Here is a 17,968-nt window from a genome sequence, read left to right on the forward strand (position 1 = left end):
CAATAAAAACAATATATTTAAACGAAAGAGCCCATCAAAAATGATGAGCTCTTTGTTCCATTTATCCTTCAATTGTAACTCCAGTAAACATCGATAAGTTTCCCGTTATTTTCTCACCTACACGTAAAAATAAACCAGCAGCTCTCCCGCTAATACAGTGTGAACCAATTAATAGTTTACCAGTATACGGACCGTCCCATGTGTCAATTGTATAGTCAGGCATTTCTATGTATTGCTGATATATTTTCCGCTGTTCAAAGTAATACTCTGTTTTATCTTCAGCTAATAGTTCATTATTTTCGTATATAGATACTCCTCCGCCTTCACGGCCGTATAAAGGTTTAGATACATATGATTCATTTCGTTCTATAAACGGTTTATTTGTAAAATATGTCGGTAAAAAGTAGTTCTGAATGATTCCTCGCTCCTCTTCCTCAAAGAAAACTTCCTCTTCGTAAAGTTGCCATATTAATGCGAGTACACTTTTATTTTGCATAAGAAAAGCAGCTGGTGGATTAATGATTTTCACTTTACCTTGCGCAATATGATCTAAAAACTGGAGTCCAATTCTTTTCCCGTTTTTATCAGCATCTGAAACTAAATATTCAATTGGATATAGTCTATATAAATAATGAATTCGTTCACCATTTTGCGTATATATACCATCATCTGCAACGACAATATCTTGTATACCTATATAATCCGTTGACTGATCTAAACAATAACTTCTTAAAAATTGAACCGTTTGATGGTCTTCATCATGCCAATCATAACTCGTAAAATAAATCGTTTCTCTAGGATCTATACTATAGTCATGTTTAATTTGTTCCCACGCCTGCACAATATGCTCTTCTATATGATTTGGGTGATTTACATCGTGATAACGGCACAACACTTCATTTGCGACAGATGGCTCTAAATAACCTGTTGGTGTATCACAATTTACTTCTATTAACTTTATATCTTCACCATTTACGATAAAGTCAAATCTCGTAAAATATGAAAACAAACCAGTGTGTTTCATTCTCGCAATTTCCCATGTTTCAGCAGGAAATCCTAGTGTTTGAAAATCTTCTGCCGTATTGAGAATATATTGATACGTTCTATATAACACGTACATAATTTCTTCTGTTGCTTTCGAAATAGCAGTATATGTGTTTACAGGCATACGATACATACCTGTTGCCATATATTGATTCCATTCTTCATTTTCTAATAGACTCGGCCAAGTAAATCCATTCCGACCAGCCTCTTCCGCTAGTGAAAACCATACTTTCATATACTCTTTCTGCTCTTGTTCTGTATACATGATTCTATTATCCTTTCGTGTTATGATCCGGCTGGCGCTTTTGCGTTCCCAATTCCACTTGAACCTGAATTCACTTTTGGCGTTTGTGTCGTAGATGATTTTGGCGTATTTGTATCTGGCGTCGCTTTATTTGAGGAATTTGGCTGTTGTTTATTTAAATCCACTTTATTAGAAGAATTATTGTTGTTGCTGTTAGTTCCACCGTAGTATCCTCCTCCACCGCTGCCACCAGTTCTACTTTGGTCTTTCTCACGATATGGAATAATATTATTTGCATACGGTTTCTTCATTATATTTGGTTTTGCTGTATAATTCATATTTGAAGTTCTGCTTGCTAATAAATATCCTGCTACGAATGGAAGTATCGGTAAATGTGAATTTTCATGATACGATGAAAATGATGGATTCATTTCCTTACATAACTCATCATTTTCTACATTTTCATTAGTAGGCGTTTTATCATCGCAATTTAATGTTTCTTGTTCATTTCCCTGTTTTGCACCATCTGTTTTAACAGCAGTACTTTCTTGTTGAGCAGTATCTTCTTCATAATCACCACATCCAGTTAATAAAAAAGATGATACCCCTATTGAAGTAGCAATTTTTATAAATTTACTTTTATCCATTCTCATGTGTTATACACCTAATTTCCATTATCTATATTTTTCCAGATACCTTTATTATATAATGTAAATGTTACTTTTTTCAAACTAAACACAATATATATTTGCATATTTTCGTACTATTTTTCCAAATAACAATGAAACCTTTCAATCCCCGGATATTTTTCTCCTAAACTTTGAATCTGAAAACCCATTTTCTTATAAAATTTTACTGCCTCAGCGTCTGTCTCTGCCTCTAGATACGTCAATTGATACATTCTTACTATTTCCTTTATCATTTGCACCGCTATTCCTTTATGACGATATTGCGGTACCACTGCTATGTGGCATATTCTCGCTTTATTTGCTCCGGTTATTTCAATACCTATGCAAGCCTTTTCCTCATATTTATGCAAAGTCCCTTTATTGCTTTCATAAAATAAAACTGCTTTCTTTTTGCTAGATTCACTTGGGCCGACTGCATACAGTAGTACATTTAATATGGGATCTTTCTCAATTTGTTTAACACATTGCAAATTCATATCATCATTCCTTTCTATGAAAAAAGATTAGCTCTTTATATAAAGAGCTAATCTCATCACGCAGTTATTTTTTCTTCTTTCTTCACAACGACCGCTACATAACTATGTAGTATCATTCCGATAATAACGAGGCTCATACCAATCCAAGATAAAGATGACGGAATTGGTGCAGATAACAAGATAAGTTCTCCTACTAGCGCAAATAAAACCTCACCGGACTGAGTCGCTTCCACTGTTGCTAGTTTTTGTGGATCATCTTTTACAAGATCTGTCGCAAAGAAGAATAATACCGTTGCGATTAAGCCAGAACTAACTGCTACAATAAAACATTGAAAAACTTGACTACTTGACGGTAGTCCGCCTGTTGATACTTCATAACCAGATAGTAAAAACCAAAATGGTAAACTGGCTAAAGTCATACCGAGAACTCGCTGGAATACATCTAACTCCCCTTTACAAACTTGCATCATTTTTCGATTTCCAAGAGGATACGCAAACGCTGCAATAAGTACAGGAACGACACATAAAACAGTTTCACGAATTCCTAATGAAGAAGCATGTTCTACTTGCATAAGTACAACACCGCATAAAATAATACCCGACATAACTAATTCCTTCATCGGGAGTTTTTTATGTAATGGATCTACCGCAAAAAATGGTGTTAATAAAATCCCTGCGACGATTGTAATTTGCCATGTTGATGCAACGAGCCAACCAGGTCCAAAAGCTCCGGCAAAACTAAGTGGTGCATAGAAGAGACCAAATCCAACGATACTCCAAACTAACCATTCTTTCGGATTGTTTTTCATATATTGAAAGAGTTGCTTTAAGTTTCCTCTATACATGACAATAAGTAAAAGCATCGGAACCATAAAGTAGTACCGTAATGATGCACTCCAAATCCAGCTTCCACCTTCTAAGTCCATCGCCCGGTTTAAAACGAAGGTAAAGGCAAAGAAAAATGATGCCAATATCCCTACTGCTATAGCTTTCATTATAAAACCCCTTGTTCAGTTTCTTCTTACTACTATACAACAATTTAAATATAATTAAAATTCAAATTTTTCATCTCGCGTGTATCTAGCTCTATATAGTTTTCTTAACTGACTAATATGAGCTTGATGGTACCGATTATGATCAGCTATGTTCCATATCCCCCACCTTATAGTCGCATTTTCTCCCTTTTCATAAAAAACTTCTCGTGTTAAATCATTTTCTGTTAGTTTCATACATTCCTCATAAAACATATGTTGCACAACTTCATAATTTTGCATTAATTGTTGCAACGTCTGTTTTCTTAAACTTGGCAGCTCTCCTGCTTCATTTAACATAGGTCCATATATATTTTCAAGTGCGAGCGGAATTGCTTCTCCTTTTAATCGGTACACCCAATGTAAATCGACAACTGCTAAATGTTGAAGTAGTTGTCCAATACTATTTTCATTATTTTCTGTCCCTTTAAATGACAGTTCTTTCTCATCAGTACCTTCTACTAACTTTTGCAGTCGTTTAAATGTATCCGTAACCGTCGCATACAAAATCGCAACTTGCGGGTTCATATTTCTTTGCAAAAGTAGATCTTTCATATGAAACTCCCCCCTTACAAGAACAACACCATATGTTCATCATCACTATACACACCATTCATCTTTATAGCTCTTTTTTCAATCCCATACGTTTTAAAGCCCATAGATTCATACAACTTTTTTGCTGGCTCATTTGTGGAAACAACACCTAATGTCAATTGTTCCAAGTCCATTTCTCTTGCTCTTTCAATTGCCTTACGTATTAACTCACGTGCAAGGCCACTTCTTCGATTGCTTGCATCTACATACATCGCAACGATATGCCCTTTATGTTTATACGCCTCTTTCTCTTCTGTTAGTAAAGTGACAACTCCAACTAATTGATTCTCTTCATTAAAAGCACCAAATGTACAACTAGTAGCAGCTGATAAATTACTTTCCACTCGCTTAATAGGATTTTCCTGACGAATCGCCTCTTCATAAGTTGTTACAAATGCCTCAGGGTTTACTTGTAATGCTTGTAACCGTAAGTCCCAATATTTTTTTGCATCTTCTTTCGTAAGTAATCGAATCATATTTCTCTATCCCCTTTTAATTAACATAATATTTTTATAAGCTACTAATTAAAGATTGATATTCTTCTCTTAACATACTATAACGATAGCGATGAATGAACTGACCTTTACGTAATCGATCATTTCTCATTAACCCTTCGCATACAAAACCAGCCTTTTCATAGCTCTTTCTAGCTTGAAAATTATCTTCATCTACACGTAGCCATACTTTTTCTAATTCAAATTCAAAGAATGCTATATGTAACATACTATATAGGGCTGCTATTCCATACCCTTTACCCCAGTATTCTTTATTACCAATCGCGATTCCCAATTCTGCATTTTTATTTGTTTTATCAAAGTTTTTAAGATCTACCCATCCAATATGTATGCCGTTCTCTGTAGTGATTGCTCTTTGTTCATAACCATTTTTTCGATTTATACATGCTTCAATCCATTTTTTTGTATCTTCACGAGTGAACGGTGGATATTGATCTGGTACAACTAAATGTTTTGTTACTTTTGTATCTAATGACCATTGATATCGGTCTTCTACATCATCTAGTGTCAGTTCTCTTAATTGAACGAATGGTATATTCATTGTATTATCCCCCTTTTACTTTCCTATAGAAAACCCTTCGAACATTCTTCCTCCATACTGTTCTAACGTTTTTTCTACAAAAGTAATTAATTTTCTTTTCTCTCCTGTTTTATAAAAATGATCGAATGCTGTTACAAATTGATCTGCGTATTGTTCATCATATCTTCTAAGTACCCTTATAAACCATTTTGAACTTCCAAGCCATTTACCATTTACTCTTAATACATATTCATGTAATAAATCAGCTAATAAATTCGCGATAAACAACTCTTCTTCTCTTTTTGATGCACCAATAAAATCATCCAAAGTATCTGTAATAAAATAACGCTTCTGCTCCATCATTTCTTCCGTCCATTTAGCTGGCCCTTTATTTAGTAACTCATTCGCTTCGCTTTTTAATTTCTCAACAATTTCATTTTCCCCTTTTAATACAATACCTTCTGCAACTAATTGTGGTAACGAAGGTCTTCCGCGGTCACAATCTATTTTAAAGAAGGTTTTTAACGTTTCAAAATTATGTACAAATACCTCAACTGGCCACCCATTACTATAGAAAGATTCTCGATAACAAGACACTAAACTTTGATCAACTATTACAATGTCCAAATCAGATGTTTTTGTCGCTTCTCCCCTTGCAACACTTCCTCCAAGTAAAGCTACATCACAATCCGGAAATTGTGATGTAATGATGCTTTTTGCCGCTTCCATTGCTTTCATAACCGTTCCCCTTTTCTTATTTCACTTTCTTTTTTTCAGCTCTTTCTCTCGCTTTTTTTATATACGGCTCTGCGTCTGGTGTTTTGCATGACGTTGCCCCGTGATCAACGTGTACTTTTCCAATTTCACGTGCAATTTCAATCGCTGCTTGCTCTAAGTCTTCATTACGAATTCCTATCGCGATTAAAGCACGATTCATCGCTTCTTTTTTTCTATTTTTTTCATTATGTATATTTACTTTAATTTCTTCTAAATACGGAGAGAAGAAATCGTCTTGTAACGTTTTATTTTTCATCGCTATATTTGCTAATAAAGACCAGCCTGCTCTTCCAATCCATTCATCATCACACTTTGTCCATTCTTCCATTTTTTCTATCGCGATTGGCGACGTACAAATAGCCGTCATTAAAACATCCATTAAACAATAATAATCAACTTCCTGTACCCATTTATTTAGCAGTTCTGTCGTAACTTTCTTTGGATCTAAAATCATTGTTGCTAATGTCATTGCATCCATATTTTTTGTTTCCCATAATAAAATTGCTAAATCATGATCTTTTTTTATTTTCTTTTTTAACAATTTTAAATTAGCAAAACTAACTCCGAATAGTGGCTCTTTCGCTCCGTGGTTTTTATACGTTTTACGATTCTGTTCTGTTCCGTATTCCTCTAGTTGCTGCATTACTTCTTCAAGTAACATATGCCCACCTCTTTATCTTTTCTGTTGACTTCATATATGTATGTACGATATATTCTACATTACTTTTTGGTTTTCCTATATTTATTTTTCAAAATACGGTATGTGAAATTTTGTAGATGCGTTTTAATGCAACAGGCACACTCTTCGTCAGCATTCTCTGTATAACTCACTCATTGGGTTTATTATATATAGCAACAAACTACATGCATTTTCATTCCATCCTTGTTTCATTTTAGTAAACCAGCAAAATATTGAAATCTTGCATACTTTTGGACAAACTTTTTTGCTCTTGTAAAAAAGTTTTTTTGCAATTACCTCCCTATAATTGCTAATATAGTAGAGTAGAACTTTTATAGAGAGAAGGAAAATTATGCACAATGGAATTCGAATGACAACTTTAGTGAAAAGGGCTATGTTGATTTGCGCGGGGGTATTATTTACATACGAAGCGGCCTTAGGATCAGCACATACTGCTCTAGCGAGTACAGAGGATGAAGCAAAATCTGTTCAACTTGTAAGTGAAATTCAATCATCTCTTGCACCGAAAGAAGCTCCAAAACAATATAATGGGCAAGTTAGAAAAGTAGCTTACTTAACATTTGATGATGGTCCTGGAAAATACACAGCTGAGCTTTTAGATATGTTAAAGAGAGAAAATGCAAAAGCAACATTCTTCCTTATTGGTTCAAATGTAAAAGCTTTCCCTGATCTTGTAAAACGTGAAGATGCTGAAGGCCACTACGTTGGGATGCACAGTATGACTCATAACTACAAGAAGCTTTACACAGAAGGTCATTATGTAGATGAGATGAAGGAAGATCAAGGCTTAATCGCTGGCGTTTTAGGCAAATCACCAGTATTAACTCGTCCGTCTTACGGATCAATGCCAGGATTAAATGAGGCTCTTCGCAACAAAGTTGTTGAGAATGGCTTAAAAGTTTGGGATTGGACAATCGATTCTTTAGACTGGAAGTATAACAAAATGCAGGTTGATGCTGCATCAGCTAAAATTGTAGAAAACGTTCTAAATGGCGCTAACAAGCCAACAGAAGTTATCCTTATGCACGATATTCACCCACAATCCGTAAAAGCAGTACCTGGTATTATTAAAGGACTGAAAGAAAAAGGATATGAATTAGAAGCCTATAGTGAGAACGAACACTTCCCATTAAACTTCTGGCATGATAATCGTATGTAATGAAAAAGACTTGATTTCCTTTATTTAGGAATCAAGTCTTTTTATCGTTTTAGAATTATTCCTCGTATATTCCGCTCAAACTCCCCCTTCTCTAATATTAATAAAAATTCAAAATCACATGAATTTAACTTAAAAAAATCACATGTTATACTATAATCTAGTTTAAATAAGTAGGTGCCATATGATCGTTTATACAGTACAAACTGAAGAAGCTTGGAAGCAATTTAAGAAAGTTGGTTATTTAGAAGGTAATAAAAAATTCATTGATCAAGACGATTTATATTCATATGACTGGATGGTGCGCGTTGCTAAAACAAGATTGCCTCATTACGAAGGTAACTATCCTATTTGGGTCTGGGAAGCAACTCATTACCCAAACCGAAATCATAAAGCTTGGGGTAAAAAAAATTCAAAAATGGTAATTATGGATTGAATATACAAATTCAATCCTATTTTTTATATTATCAACACTTTAGCACATATTACTCTTAAGGAGTGATGTGTATATGGATTTTCTTTCAGCCGAATATTTGTCAGCCTTGCTTGCCATTATTGTAATTGATTTAGTGCTAGCCGGTGATAATGCCATTGTAATTGGATTAGCAGCAAGACGATTACCGAAAGATCAACAAAAGAAAGTAATTATATGGGGAACTATCGGGGCAATCGCGATTAGAGCTCTCGCTACTTTAGTTGTCGTTTGGTTGTTAAAAATACCAGGGTTACTTCTAATTGGTGGTGTACTTCTTATATGGATCGCTTACAAATTAATTGCTGAAGGCAAAGATCATGATATTAAAGCAGAAGAAGGTTTTTGGTCTGCTATTAAAACCATTATCATTGCTGATGCATTAATGGGCATTGATAATGTCCTCGCTGTTGCTGGAGCTGCGCATGGCAACTTTTCTTTAGTAATCATTGGGCTATTGGTTTCAATTCCAGTAGTAGTTTGGGGCAGTAGATTAATTTTAAAATGGGTCGACCGTTATCCTATCATTATTACAATTGGAGCAGCTGTTTTAGCTTATACTGCCGCGAAAATGATTGTGGATGAAAAGTGGTTCACTGCATTTTTCGAAAGTAACCCTTTCATTAAATGGGCATTCATCATTATTGTCATTGCTGGTGTAGTGTTCTTTGGAAAGATGAAACAAAAGACTAAAGATGTTTCTATATAATAACAACGTTCTATTTATAAACAAAAGCGCCACTCATATGAGTAGCGCTTTTTAATATTTATTTCGTTTCCCCATCTTCAGTCGTCTTTACCTTCGTTTTATTTTTATCACGATGGTTATAGTTGTACTTTGAACGATCAACCGGTGTAAATCCTTCCGGTGTGTAGAATCGTAATAAGTCACCATTCACGACTTGGTCAGAGTATTTTAACGATTTTTGAACCATTTGTTCATTTTGTTTTATTTCATCTGTAAATTCTACTGGTTTTCCAGTCGTTGTATCATAGTATTTGCCGTTTAATGCAGTAACTGTTGGACTTACGTAGTTACCATTACGGAACGCAACGACTTGTTTATGATCTGGTGATAATAAATCTGAACCAAATTGAACATAATCTTTTGTATCTGTTCCAAGTAAGTGTAAAAGAGTTGGAAGAACATCAATTTCACCACCGTATTGATGTTGTACGCCACCTTTCACACCTGGTACACGAACGATTAAAGGTACACGCTGTAACTGTGCATTTTCAAACGAGTTAATTTCTTTACCCATTACTTTTGACATTGCTGCGTTATGATTATCTGAAATACCGTAATGGTCTCCGTACATAACGATAATAGAATTATCGTATAAACCAGATTGTTTCAAGTAATCGATGAAACCTTTTACAGATTCGTCTAAATAACGTGCTGTTTGGAAATACGTATCTACAGACGAGTCACCTGTGTTCGCTGGTTCAATTGTCGCTTCCTCTTTATCAATTGGATACGGGAAGTGATTCGATAACGTAATAAACTTCGTATAGAACGGTTGTTTCAATGTTTCTAATAACGGAATGGATTCATTAAAGAATGGTTTATCTTTTAATCCATAGTTTACTACATCTTTTTCGTTCATATCATAGTATGAAGCATCAAAGAATTTATTAAAACCAAATGATTTATAAATATCGTCACGGTTCCAGAATGTTTTATAGTTACCGTGGAATACTGCTGATGTGTATCCTTGTTGCCCTAAAATAGCTGGTGCTGATTGATACGTATTATGAGATTTCGTTGTAAATACAGATCCTTGTGGTAAACCAAACATAGAATTCTCTAACATAAACTCCGCATCAGACGTTTTCCCTTGCCCTGTTTGATGGAAGAAGTTATCAAAGTAAAGCGTATTCGCATCTTTTGTAAATGAGTTTAAGAACGGCGTTACTTCTTGACCATTTAATTTATAGTCAATTAAGAAGTTTTGGAATGACTCTAAATGAATATAGATTACGTTCATTCCCTTTCCTTTACCGAAATACTCAGGGTTTGGACTAGCGTAAGTTGATGTCAAATAATTTCTTACTTCTGTCATATTATCTCCATCAGCTAATGCTCGTTCTGTTGATGCTTTCGCACTTTGAATTCCATCATAAATTGTATAGTTATATGCCCCTAAATATTTCACAATATAATTACGATCGAATGTTCTTGTTAATAATTCAGGACGGTCAGATTCTGCAAGTCCTAAGTTAACACTGAATAATAAAATACCTGCTACAAATACTAAAGATAATTTATGTTTCGCAACACGAATTGGTTTTGGATTTGCAAATTTCGTTGCTACTAACACAATTAAAATAATTGTATCTAAGAAGTATAGCGGATCATAAAGATGTAACAACGCAATAATACTACCGCCTAAATCTCCAAAGTTATTCGTTTGTGTTAATGTCGGGAACGTAATAAAGTCACTGAAAAAGCGATAGTATACGACGTTTGCGTATAAAAGAATCGACAATAACAAGTTGATAACAATTAACCAAATATAAGATCGTTTCCCTTTTGCAAATAATGCAAGTCCTAAAAATAGAACTGCTGAACTAAGTGGGTTGAAAAACAGCAAGAATTTTTGGATTGTGTTTGAAATTCCTAAATTAAATTCCGTTACATAAGCTGCATATGTTTTGAGCCAAAATAAAATAACGGCAAACAGAAAGAATCCAAAATGATTGCTTAACACACTTTTGCTCTTTAATAAGAATTGTTTCATTTCTCCACCTCTTTTGATCATCCAAGGCTTATTTTTTTATAAGTCTGTCTCTCTATTCAATTTTTTATCTTCAAATAGATTTTATATATTTAACTATATGAAGAATACTAGTAATTATAATTTGAAGCTAGTATTTATTCAACTATTTCTTTTTAGACATTTTGACCTTGGTTTCTATTTAACAAAATAAATTTGTAACATTTCCTGTTTTCTCCCAAGATTCATCCACTAATTATGACATCACATACTATAAACCTTTATTCACTACTTCGCAAATAAATATGTCTCCAGTTCTGGAACATTAATGTAATATAATGAAATTCACAATAGATAGCATTTAATTTTTTGATATATATTATTTCTTCATTCAGTTATTTATGCTTCAGCCATTCTTCTATGTGCAAAATCCAAATCTCTTTCCTCTAATAAAGTTATTCTTGAATAATTATTCACAATCCATAAAAATAATGATTATAAAAACCCTCGCTCTCAAAACGAAAGCGAGGGTTTTCATCATTTATTATTGACCTTTGTACATTGCATCTACTTGTTTTTGAAGTTCTTCATTTTCTAAGAACTCATCGTAAGTAGCCTCTTTATCGATTACACCGTTTGGCGTTACTTCGATAATGCGGTTTGCAATTGTTTGTACGAACTGATGGTCATGAGATGTGAATAAAATTGTACCTTTAAATGCGATTAAACCATTGTTTAATGCAGTGATAGACTCAAGGTCTAAGTGGTTCGTTGGATCGTCAAGTGTAATTACGTTTGCACCACTTAACATCATTTTAGATAACATACAACGAACTTTTTCGCCTCCAGATAATACAGAAACGTTCTTCTTAACTTCTTCTCCTGAGAATAACATACGGCCTAAGAAACCACGTAAGAAGCTTTCTGACTCATCTTGTGGAGAGAATTGACGTAACCATTCAACTAAGTTGTAGTCACTGTTCTCAAAGTACTTAGAGTTATCTCTTGGGAAGTACGATTGAGATGTTGTAACGCCCCATTTAAATGAACCACTATCTGGCTCCATTTCACCCATAAGGATTTTGAATAATGTCGTCATTGCAATATCGTTACGACCGATAAATGCAACTTTATCACCTTTATTTAAAGTGAAGTACACATTATCTAACACTTTTTCACCATCAATCGTTTTAGAAAGACCTTCAACAGTTAATAAGTCATTTCCTACTTCACGCTCTGGTGTGAAGCCAACAAATGGATAACGACGAGATGATGGCTTAATATCATCTAATGTAATTTTATCTAATAATTTTTTACGAGAAGTTGCTTGTTTCGCTTTAGATGCGTTTGAGCTAAAACGTGCAATGAAGTTTTGTAACTCTTTTACTTTCTCTTCTTTTTTCTTATTAGCATCTTGCGTTAATTTTAAAGCTAATTGGCTTGACTCATACCAGAAGTCATAGTTACCAACATAAAGTTGAATTTTACCGAAATCAAGATCAGCCATGTGTGTACATACTTTATTTAAGAAGTGACGGTCATGGGATACAACGATTACTGTATTTTCAAAGTTCATTAAGAAGTTTTCTAACCATTGGATCGCTTTTAAGTCCAAGTGGTTCGTAGGCTCATCTAGTAATAGAATATCAGGTTGACCGAATAAAGCTTGAGCAAGTAATACTTTTACTTTCTCTGCACCAGTTAACTCAGACATTTTCTTATCATGAAGGTCTTCACCAATACCTAAACCTTTAAGAAGGATTGCAGCTTCTGACTCAGCTTCCCAACCGTTAAGCTCAGCGAACTCACCTTCAAGTTCTGCAGCACGCATTCCATCTTCATCACTAAAGTCTTCTTTCATGTAAATGGCATTTTTCTCTTGCATTACTTTGTAAAGACGAGTATGACCCATAATTACAGTTTCTAATACTGGAAACTCTTCATATTCAAAGTGGTTCTGTTTTAATACTGCTAGACGCTCGCCTGGCGTAATATGTATGTCACCTGTTGATGGTTCGATTTCTCCAGATAAAATCTTTAGAAACGTTGATTTACCAGCACCGTTTGCTCCGATTAAGCCGTAGCAGTTACCTGGCGTGAATTTTATGTTAACATCTTCAAACAATTTGCGATCCGCGAAACGCAAACTAACGTTACTTACTGTAATCATTTGTGTCCTCCTACTAATACCGCTTATTTCAGCGTTTTCTCACCGATTGTCTTAAAAAATCGCATATTACGACTCAATTATTGTAGACTATAGCTATTATATAGTAGAAGCTGGATGAATAGCAACGGTTGATTGCTATTCCTTTCTTTACAAACTTGAATAAAACCTTTGTTTTTAATTATATTAAAGTTACATACACACTTTAAGAAGGATTCATTTTGAAAAAAATATTTATAATTGGAGCATTATGTTTATCCATTGAAATAATACAATCATTTGAATGCATTTCGCATTATAAATAGCAAACTAAAACGCTCACAAAATATTCTGAGCGTTTTTATTTCCTTCTTCAACTAAAGCACCCGTTAGTGTAAAAAGCTATTTCACCATTTTTATTGTTAACTTATCTTTTAGCATTGAACTATATGAGTCAATTTCATATTTTGTATTATTGATTTTTTCTTTTTTCATTTTTAACATATCGAATATTTCTAACTCTAAATCCCTTCTAGCCTCAAGAACTTTTATCGTTCCTTCTACACCTGAATGATTATGTTCTTTCCCATAGCCTTGGTTCGTGTAATAGTCGACAATTCCTTTGGACCATTCTGGATTTCTTTCTTTTAATGCCTTCCTAAATGAAAATTCAAGATCATCTTGTTCTACATAGAATAACATTGGATTTAAATTCTCTATGATTTTTGCAATTTTCATTACATAATTTATTATTTTTTCTTTTTGTTCACCGTATTTAATCATCCCAATTGTTAATGGATTTTGTATGAAACAACATTCAAAAATATAAACCTTATTATCTTCTAGAGCAATTTCAGCAAAGTCATTCCATTTGTCAGCAATTAATTCAATATTTTTATCGAATGGTAATTCATATATATCGTTTCTTGAAATATCGTTACATAATTCGTCCGAAAACTGGTCACCAAACTCATTTTTTATCTTTCTGTATGGTAATAAATAATTGCTTCCTTTTTTTAAAACTCTTTTAAGAAGAACTTCTTTAAAATCTCCACTGTTAGATACTAATCTATCGAATTCAAATTTATTAAAACAAGATACACCATCATAGTCGGCGGGGTGGTTCAAATTCCCCTCTAAAAATAGTTCAACTTCAATTTTATTTTGGTTTAGAATTTCATTTATTAGCTTTGCAGTGGTCGATTTTCCGAATCCAGGTAAACCTTCTACTATTATTAGTTTTGTATTCATATTTATAAATACCTTCCTTCAAAGTATTTAACCAAGATTTAAAAAATTACTTACTCCACTGCAATCACTCCTTCAAAATACGATATTCAACATTTCCTTTGAAAAATCCTTCTTAAAGTAACCTGACCGTTAACTTAAGAATATTTTTTCATAATCTCTATCATTATTTTAACATAAATTTTCCATTTACCTTTTAAAAAAGATATTCCACCATTATTTGAGTGAACTATATAAAAAAGGATGCAAAATCATATGTGATTTTGCATCCCTAATTTGTGTGTTATTTTATATTTTCTATCCTATAACGGAACCAGTTACTTTTAAAAGTGGATTCTTTTATTTCCTTTCACTTAATTTCTTTGCATAATTCTTCATTTTACTCGTTAATCCTATTAAAGCAGGTAACAATATTGGCATCACAATAATAGCTAATAGTAACAGTGCAACACCAACAACGGATGCTACTTGTATAAGCGTTAATACACCTGAAGGGATTAATGCAGCAAATGTACCTCCTAAAATAAGTGCTGCTGATAATACGACTCCTCCAATATGACGAGAAGCAGTTACAATTTTCGTCGCTGGGTCCCCTTCTAACTCATTGTATCTCATCATTACAAAAATACTATAATCCACTCCTAAAGCGACTATCATTATGAAACTAAAGAACGGAACATTCCAGCTTAATGAATCTACATGTAAAACATGCGTACTAATTTGTTCACTTATCCCTAATGATGCAAAGTACGCTAATAGTAACGATCCAATAATAAAGATGGTATTTAATAATGAACGTGTAATCATCATTAATACAATCGCAATTCCAATTAACATAATTGTAGCTGTACGTAAGAAGTCTTGCCCTGTTACTTCTTTTAAATCAACGTTTCTAGCTGTCGTTCCTCCAATTGCTGTTTTCGCATGATTTAATTCCGTCCCCTTCAAAGTACCATCTATCGTTTTATTGATTTCTTGAATAACTGGCATCGCTTCTTTTGAATACGGATTTACGTCTAAAATGATTGTCATTTTAGCAGTCTTTCTATCATGTGACATGTACGTATTCAAAGCTTTTTGGAAATCTTCTCCCTCCAAAACTTCTTTTGGAATATAGAATTTCTCAGAGCTTTTTGATTCATTTAGTTCTCCTAAATATTTCTGAGCATCCCCTAGGCCGTTACTTACCTTTTCAAGGCCTTCTGTACTTTTAGATAGTCCTGATTGTAATTGCCCCATCTGTTCTTGCAAGTCTTTCAGTCCGGTTAATAGCTGGCCTTGCCCATCGTTTATTTTCGTTAATCCGGTTTGTAATTCAGATGACTTGTTCGCAATTTGTTTTGAACCTGAAGCACCTTCATTTAATCCATTTTTAAGATCAGCTGCTCCTTTTTGTAACTTAGTAACTCCGTTGCTCATTTCTTTTAAGCCATTATCCACTTTCAATAACAATTGATTCGCTTCTTTAAATGATCCCATCGCCGCATTGTGTTGCGTTGCTAATTGATTTAATTCATTTGAAAGCCCACCTAATTGCTTTTGAGCCTCTTTAGCAATTCCTATCGTCTGCAGAATGTTAGGATCATTTGCTAATTCTGGTTTCGTTTGGATGAAATTGGTCATTAACATTTCAATTTGTTCATAACCTTTCTTCGCACCGTCAATCGCTTGAGAAATACTTCCGAAGTATTGACTGTAAGAACTTAAACCTTTTTCTAACTGCGTATAGCCAGCATGAAGTTGTGAAGCTGCATGAGATAATATACTTATATTTTCATTTACTGAAGTTAACCCACTCTCAATTTGCTGCGCACCTTTTGCTCCATCATTTATGCCATTAGATAGTTGATTTAAAGCTGTTCCTAATGCCGATACACCATTCTTCGCTTCATTTGTTCCATCAATTAACTTTTGAACGTTTGCAAGACTATTTGAGTCCTTATTACCCATCTTATCTTTCGCAGTAGTTAATCCATCATTAATTTCCTTTATACCACCATTGGCATCTCCTAAACCTGTATTTAGTTCACCCGCTTGTTTATTTATATATAGTTCTTTAATCCTATCACCAGTTGGACGTGTCGGTGCATATACTTCTGAAACACCTTTCACTTTCAAAATCTTATCAGTTAGTTCATCTAAAGTTTGAAGCGAACTCGCCTCATCTAACTTGTTATTCGATTGAATGACTAACGTACTTGGTGAAGAAAAACCAGGTGGAAAATGTTCTTCTATTACGTTAATCCCCATTTTCGACTCATATTTATTGTCTACTTCAAATAAGTCGTTGTAATTAAGTGTATTAGAATACTTTAATATGAAAGGAATCGATATCACAAATACGATAATTAAAGCTACAAATGGTCTTACTACTGCGTTTTTCGCAAAGAATCCCCATAGACGACTGTCTTCATGACCTTTAAATGTTTTAACGGGATAAAACATCCCTTTTCCTAAAAGCACCATGAAAAACGGATTTAACGTAGTTAATACTAGTAATAAAACTGCGACACCAATTGCTACCGCTGAAGTAGATTGATATAATTTAAAACTCGCTAAAGCAAGAGATGCAAAACCAATTAGCACTGCTATCCCGCTATATAAAACGGTTTTCCCTGCCGATTTAAATGTTTCTTTCGTAGCCAAAAATGCGTTTTCTTGTTTACTTAATTCTTCTTTAAATCTTGTAAATAATAAAATATTATAGTCTGTTCCAACCCCAAACAGGACAACAACGACAAACACTTGCGTAAAGTTAGAAAACGGAAAATTAAATTGATCTACTAAATGGGCAATAATCCCCATTGAAACTAAATATGATACCCCAACAGTAAGAAGAGAAACAATTGGAACAATAGGTGAACGGAATACAATGATTAATATTACAAGAATGAAAATAATTGAAATAACTTCAGTCTTTTTCACTCCCTCTTGAGAGGATGTAAGAAAATCGCCCGCGATTAAGTCACTTCCTGTTAAGTACGTTGTTACCCCTTTCGTTTTCACTTTATTATGAAGATTATTTGTAACTTTCGATATTTCACCATGCTTTTTATCTATCGATATTTGCGTTAAAATAGTCGTATTATCTTTAGAAACTAATTGTTTCTCTAAATCTTTATTATCTAAATGTGAAACAACTTCTTTAATTCCTAATTGTTCTTTTTCATTTTGCAAAACGTTGATTGTTTTTGTAATTTCCTCTTTTTGTTCAGTCGTTAAAGCTGTTTTACTACCACTATTAAAAACTGCTATAATCTCATACTTTTCTGTCCCGTCTTTATTCATTTCTTTTATCATTTTGTCAGCAATACTACTTTGTTCTGTATTAGGAATCGTAATATGCCCTTTTTCTTTCACTAATTTATCCATATTGGGCATCGTAACGATCATTGTAATAGTAATAACTATCCATAATAGAAAAGATAAACTTCTCCAATTTTTCAGCTTGCTCATTTGCATCATCTCCCGCGATTAAAATTTCATGTTAGTTGCGGAATGAATATTCATTCCTATTACTCTATTACATTGTTTTATAAACTCTATTAAACTACTTTTTCGGAATGAATGTTCATTCCTTTAGTTACACAAATACCCTCTCCTACTCTCATTTTTTAATTCTATTCAGGAATGAATATT

The 17,968-nt window shown here is 33.7% G+C and carries 15 protein-coding genes and 1 pseudogene; 3 read left to right on the forward strand and 13 right to left on the reverse strand.

Going from position 1 to position 17,968, the window contains the following annotated elements; genetic code table 11:
- Positions 1-61: 61 nt before the first annotated feature.
- From PDK19_RS12045 to PDK19_RS12085, 9 genes are all read right to left on the reverse strand, one after another.
- Positions 62-1,309, reverse strand: a complete 1,248-nt coding sequence (locus PDK19_RS12045) for a glutathionylspermidine synthase family protein (protein WP_074615400.1) — start codon at positions 1,307-1,309, stop codon at positions 62-64.
- 20 nt (positions 1,310-1,329) lie between these two features.
- Positions 1,330-1,941, reverse strand: a complete 612-nt coding sequence (locus PDK19_RS12050) for a hypothetical protein (RefSeq protein WP_001242159.1) — start codon at positions 1,939-1,941, stop codon at positions 1,330-1,332.
- 110 nt (positions 1,942-2,051) lie between these two features.
- Positions 2,052-2,453 (reverse strand): GNAT family N-acetyltransferase, encoded by a 402-nt coding sequence (locus PDK19_RS12055; RefSeq protein WP_001053113.1) that lies wholly within the window; start codon positions 2,451-2,453, stop codon positions 2,052-2,054.
- Positions 2,454-2,509: 56 nt separating this feature from the next.
- On the reverse strand, positions 2,510-3,448 hold the full coding sequence (locus PDK19_RS12060) for a DMT family transporter (RefSeq protein ID WP_000643664.1): 939 nt from the start codon (positions 3,446-3,448) through the stop codon (positions 2,510-2,512).
- Positions 3,449-3,502: 54 nt separating this feature from the next.
- Positions 3,503-4,039: a DinB family protein gene (locus tag PDK19_RS12065; RefSeq protein WP_270707165.1), complete on the reverse strand. Its 537-nt coding sequence runs from the start codon at positions 4,037-4,039 to the stop codon at positions 3,503-3,505.
- A 14-nt stretch (positions 4,040-4,053) separates the two neighbouring features.
- On the reverse strand, positions 4,054-4,554 hold the full coding sequence (locus tag PDK19_RS12070; RefSeq protein WP_000620338.1) for a GNAT family N-acetyltransferase: 501 nt from the start codon (positions 4,552-4,554) through the stop codon (positions 4,054-4,056).
- A gap of 34 nt (positions 4,555-4,588) precedes the next feature.
- The gene (locus PDK19_RS12075; RefSeq protein WP_049112820.1) at positions 4,589-5,134 is read right to left on the reverse strand and encodes a GNAT family N-acetyltransferase; all 546 of its coding nucleotides are present in this window, start codon (positions 5,132-5,134) and stop codon (positions 4,589-4,591) included.
- A gap of 15 nt (positions 5,135-5,149) precedes the next feature.
- Complete coding sequence (locus PDK19_RS12080; protein WP_049112821.1) at positions 5,150-5,851, reverse strand: nucleotidyltransferase domain-containing protein; 702 nt, start codon at positions 5,849-5,851, stop codon at positions 5,150-5,152.
- Between the two features lie 16 nt (positions 5,852-5,867).
- Entirely contained in the window at positions 5,868-6,551 is a 684-nt protein-coding gene (locus tag PDK19_RS12085; protein ID WP_000923426.1) for a DNA alkylation repair protein, read from the reverse strand.
- Between the two features lie 370 nt (positions 6,552-6,921).
- Here PDK19_RS12085 and PDK19_RS12090 point away from each other — a divergent pair, with 370 nt between their 5' ends.
- From PDK19_RS12090 to PDK19_RS12100, 3 genes and pseudogenes are all read left to right on the forward strand, one after another.
- The gene (locus PDK19_RS12090) at positions 6,922-7,749 is read left to right on the forward strand and encodes a peptidoglycan-N-acetylglucosamine deacetylase (RefSeq protein ID WP_000551433.1); all 828 of its coding nucleotides are present in this window, start codon (positions 6,922-6,924) and stop codon (positions 7,747-7,749) included.
- A gap of 181 nt (positions 7,750-7,930) precedes the next feature.
- Positions 7,931-8,176, forward strand: a pseudogene (locus PDK19_RS12095) (DUF3841 domain-containing protein); the annotation flags it as partial.
- A gap of 79 nt (positions 8,177-8,255) precedes the next feature.
- A complete protein-coding gene (locus PDK19_RS12100) occupies positions 8,256-8,927 on the forward strand; it encodes a TerC family protein (protein WP_000346927.1) in 672 nt (223 codons plus the stop codon).
- Positions 8,928-8,985: 58 nt separating this feature from the next.
- On the opposite strand, the gene PDK19_RS12105 is transcribed toward PDK19_RS12100, so the two are convergent.
- The 4 genes from PDK19_RS12105 to PDK19_RS12120 all read right to left on the reverse strand — a co-directional run bounded on the left by PDK19_RS12105 (position 8,986) and on the right by PDK19_RS12120 (position 17,785).
- Complete coding sequence (locus PDK19_RS12105) at positions 8,986-10,959, reverse strand: LTA synthase family protein (RefSeq protein WP_000808747.1); 1,974 nt, start codon at positions 10,957-10,959, stop codon at positions 8,986-8,988.
- Between the two features lie 520 nt (positions 10,960-11,479).
- Positions 11,480-13,105, reverse strand: coding sequence for an ABC-F family ATP-binding cassette domain-containing protein (locus PDK19_RS12110; protein WP_000633868.1), 1,626 nt, complete (start codon positions 13,103-13,105; stop codon positions 11,480-11,482).
- Between the two features lie 378 nt (positions 13,106-13,483).
- Positions 13,484-14,332: a hypothetical protein gene (locus PDK19_RS12115; RefSeq protein WP_001093184.1), complete on the reverse strand. Its 849-nt coding sequence runs from the start codon at positions 14,330-14,332 to the stop codon at positions 13,484-13,486.
- Between the two features lie 336 nt (positions 14,333-14,668).
- The gene (locus PDK19_RS12120; RefSeq protein WP_270707166.1) at positions 14,669-17,785 is read right to left on the reverse strand and encodes an MMPL family transporter; all 3,117 of its coding nucleotides are present in this window, start codon (positions 17,783-17,785) and stop codon (positions 14,669-14,671) included.
- Between the last annotated feature and the right edge of the window lie 183 nt (positions 17,786-17,968).

Source organism: Bacillus cereus group sp. BcHK124, from assembly GCF_027712065.1.
GTDB lineage: Bacteria > Bacillota > Bacilli > Bacillales > Bacillaceae_G > Bacillus_A > Bacillus_A pacificus.

Coding starts and splice junctions, on each gene's coding strand:
- PDK19_RS12120 (WP_270707166.1), bottom strand. CDS start 17,785: ATGAGCAAGCTGAAAAATTGGAGAAGTTTATCTTTTCTATTATGGATA.
- PDK19_RS12045 (WP_074615400.1), bottom strand. CDS start 1,309: ATGTATACAGAACAAGAGCAGAAAGAGTATATGAAAGTATGGTTTTCA.
- PDK19_RS12090 (WP_000551433.1), top strand. CDS start 6,922: ATGCACAATGGAATTCGAATGACAACTTTAGTGAAAAGGGCTATGTTG.
- PDK19_RS12050 (WP_001242159.1), bottom strand. CDS start 1,941: ATGAGAATGGATAAAAGTAAATTTATAAAAATTGCTACTTCAATAGGG.
- PDK19_RS12115 (WP_001093184.1), bottom strand. CDS start 14,332: ATGAATACAAAACTAATAATAGTAGAAGGTTTACCTGGATTCGGAAAA.
- PDK19_RS12080 (WP_049112821.1), bottom strand. CDS start 5,851: ATGAAAGCAATGGAAGCGGCAAAAAGCATCATTACATCACAATTTCCG.
- PDK19_RS12070 (WP_000620338.1), bottom strand. CDS start 4,554: ATGATTCGATTACTTACGAAAGAAGATGCAAAAAAATATTGGGACTTA.
- PDK19_RS12060 (WP_000643664.1), bottom strand. CDS start 3,448: ATGAAAGCTATAGCAGTAGGGATATTGGCATCATTTTTCTTTGCCTTT.
- PDK19_RS12085 (WP_000923426.1), bottom strand. CDS start 6,551: ATGTTACTTGAAGAAGTAATGCAGCAACTAGAGGAATACGGAACAGAA.
- PDK19_RS12105 (WP_000808747.1), bottom strand. CDS start 10,959: ATGAAACAATTCTTATTAAAGAGCAAAAGTGTGTTAAGCAATCATTTT.
- PDK19_RS12055 (WP_001053113.1), bottom strand. CDS start 2,453: ATGAATTTGCAATGTGTTAAACAAATTGAGAAAGATCCCATATTAAAT.
- PDK19_RS12100 (WP_000346927.1), top strand. CDS start 8,256: ATGGATTTTCTTTCAGCCGAATATTTGTCAGCCTTGCTTGCCATTATT.
- PDK19_RS12065 (WP_270707165.1), bottom strand. CDS start 4,039: ATGAAAGATCTACTTTTGCAAAGAAATATGAACCCGCAAGTTGCGATT.
- PDK19_RS12110 (WP_000633868.1), bottom strand. CDS start 13,105: ATGATTACAGTAAGTAACGTTAGTTTGCGTTTCGCGGATCGCAAATTG.
- PDK19_RS12075 (WP_049112820.1), bottom strand. CDS start 5,134: ATGAATATACCATTCGTTCAATTAAGAGAACTGACACTAGATGATGTA.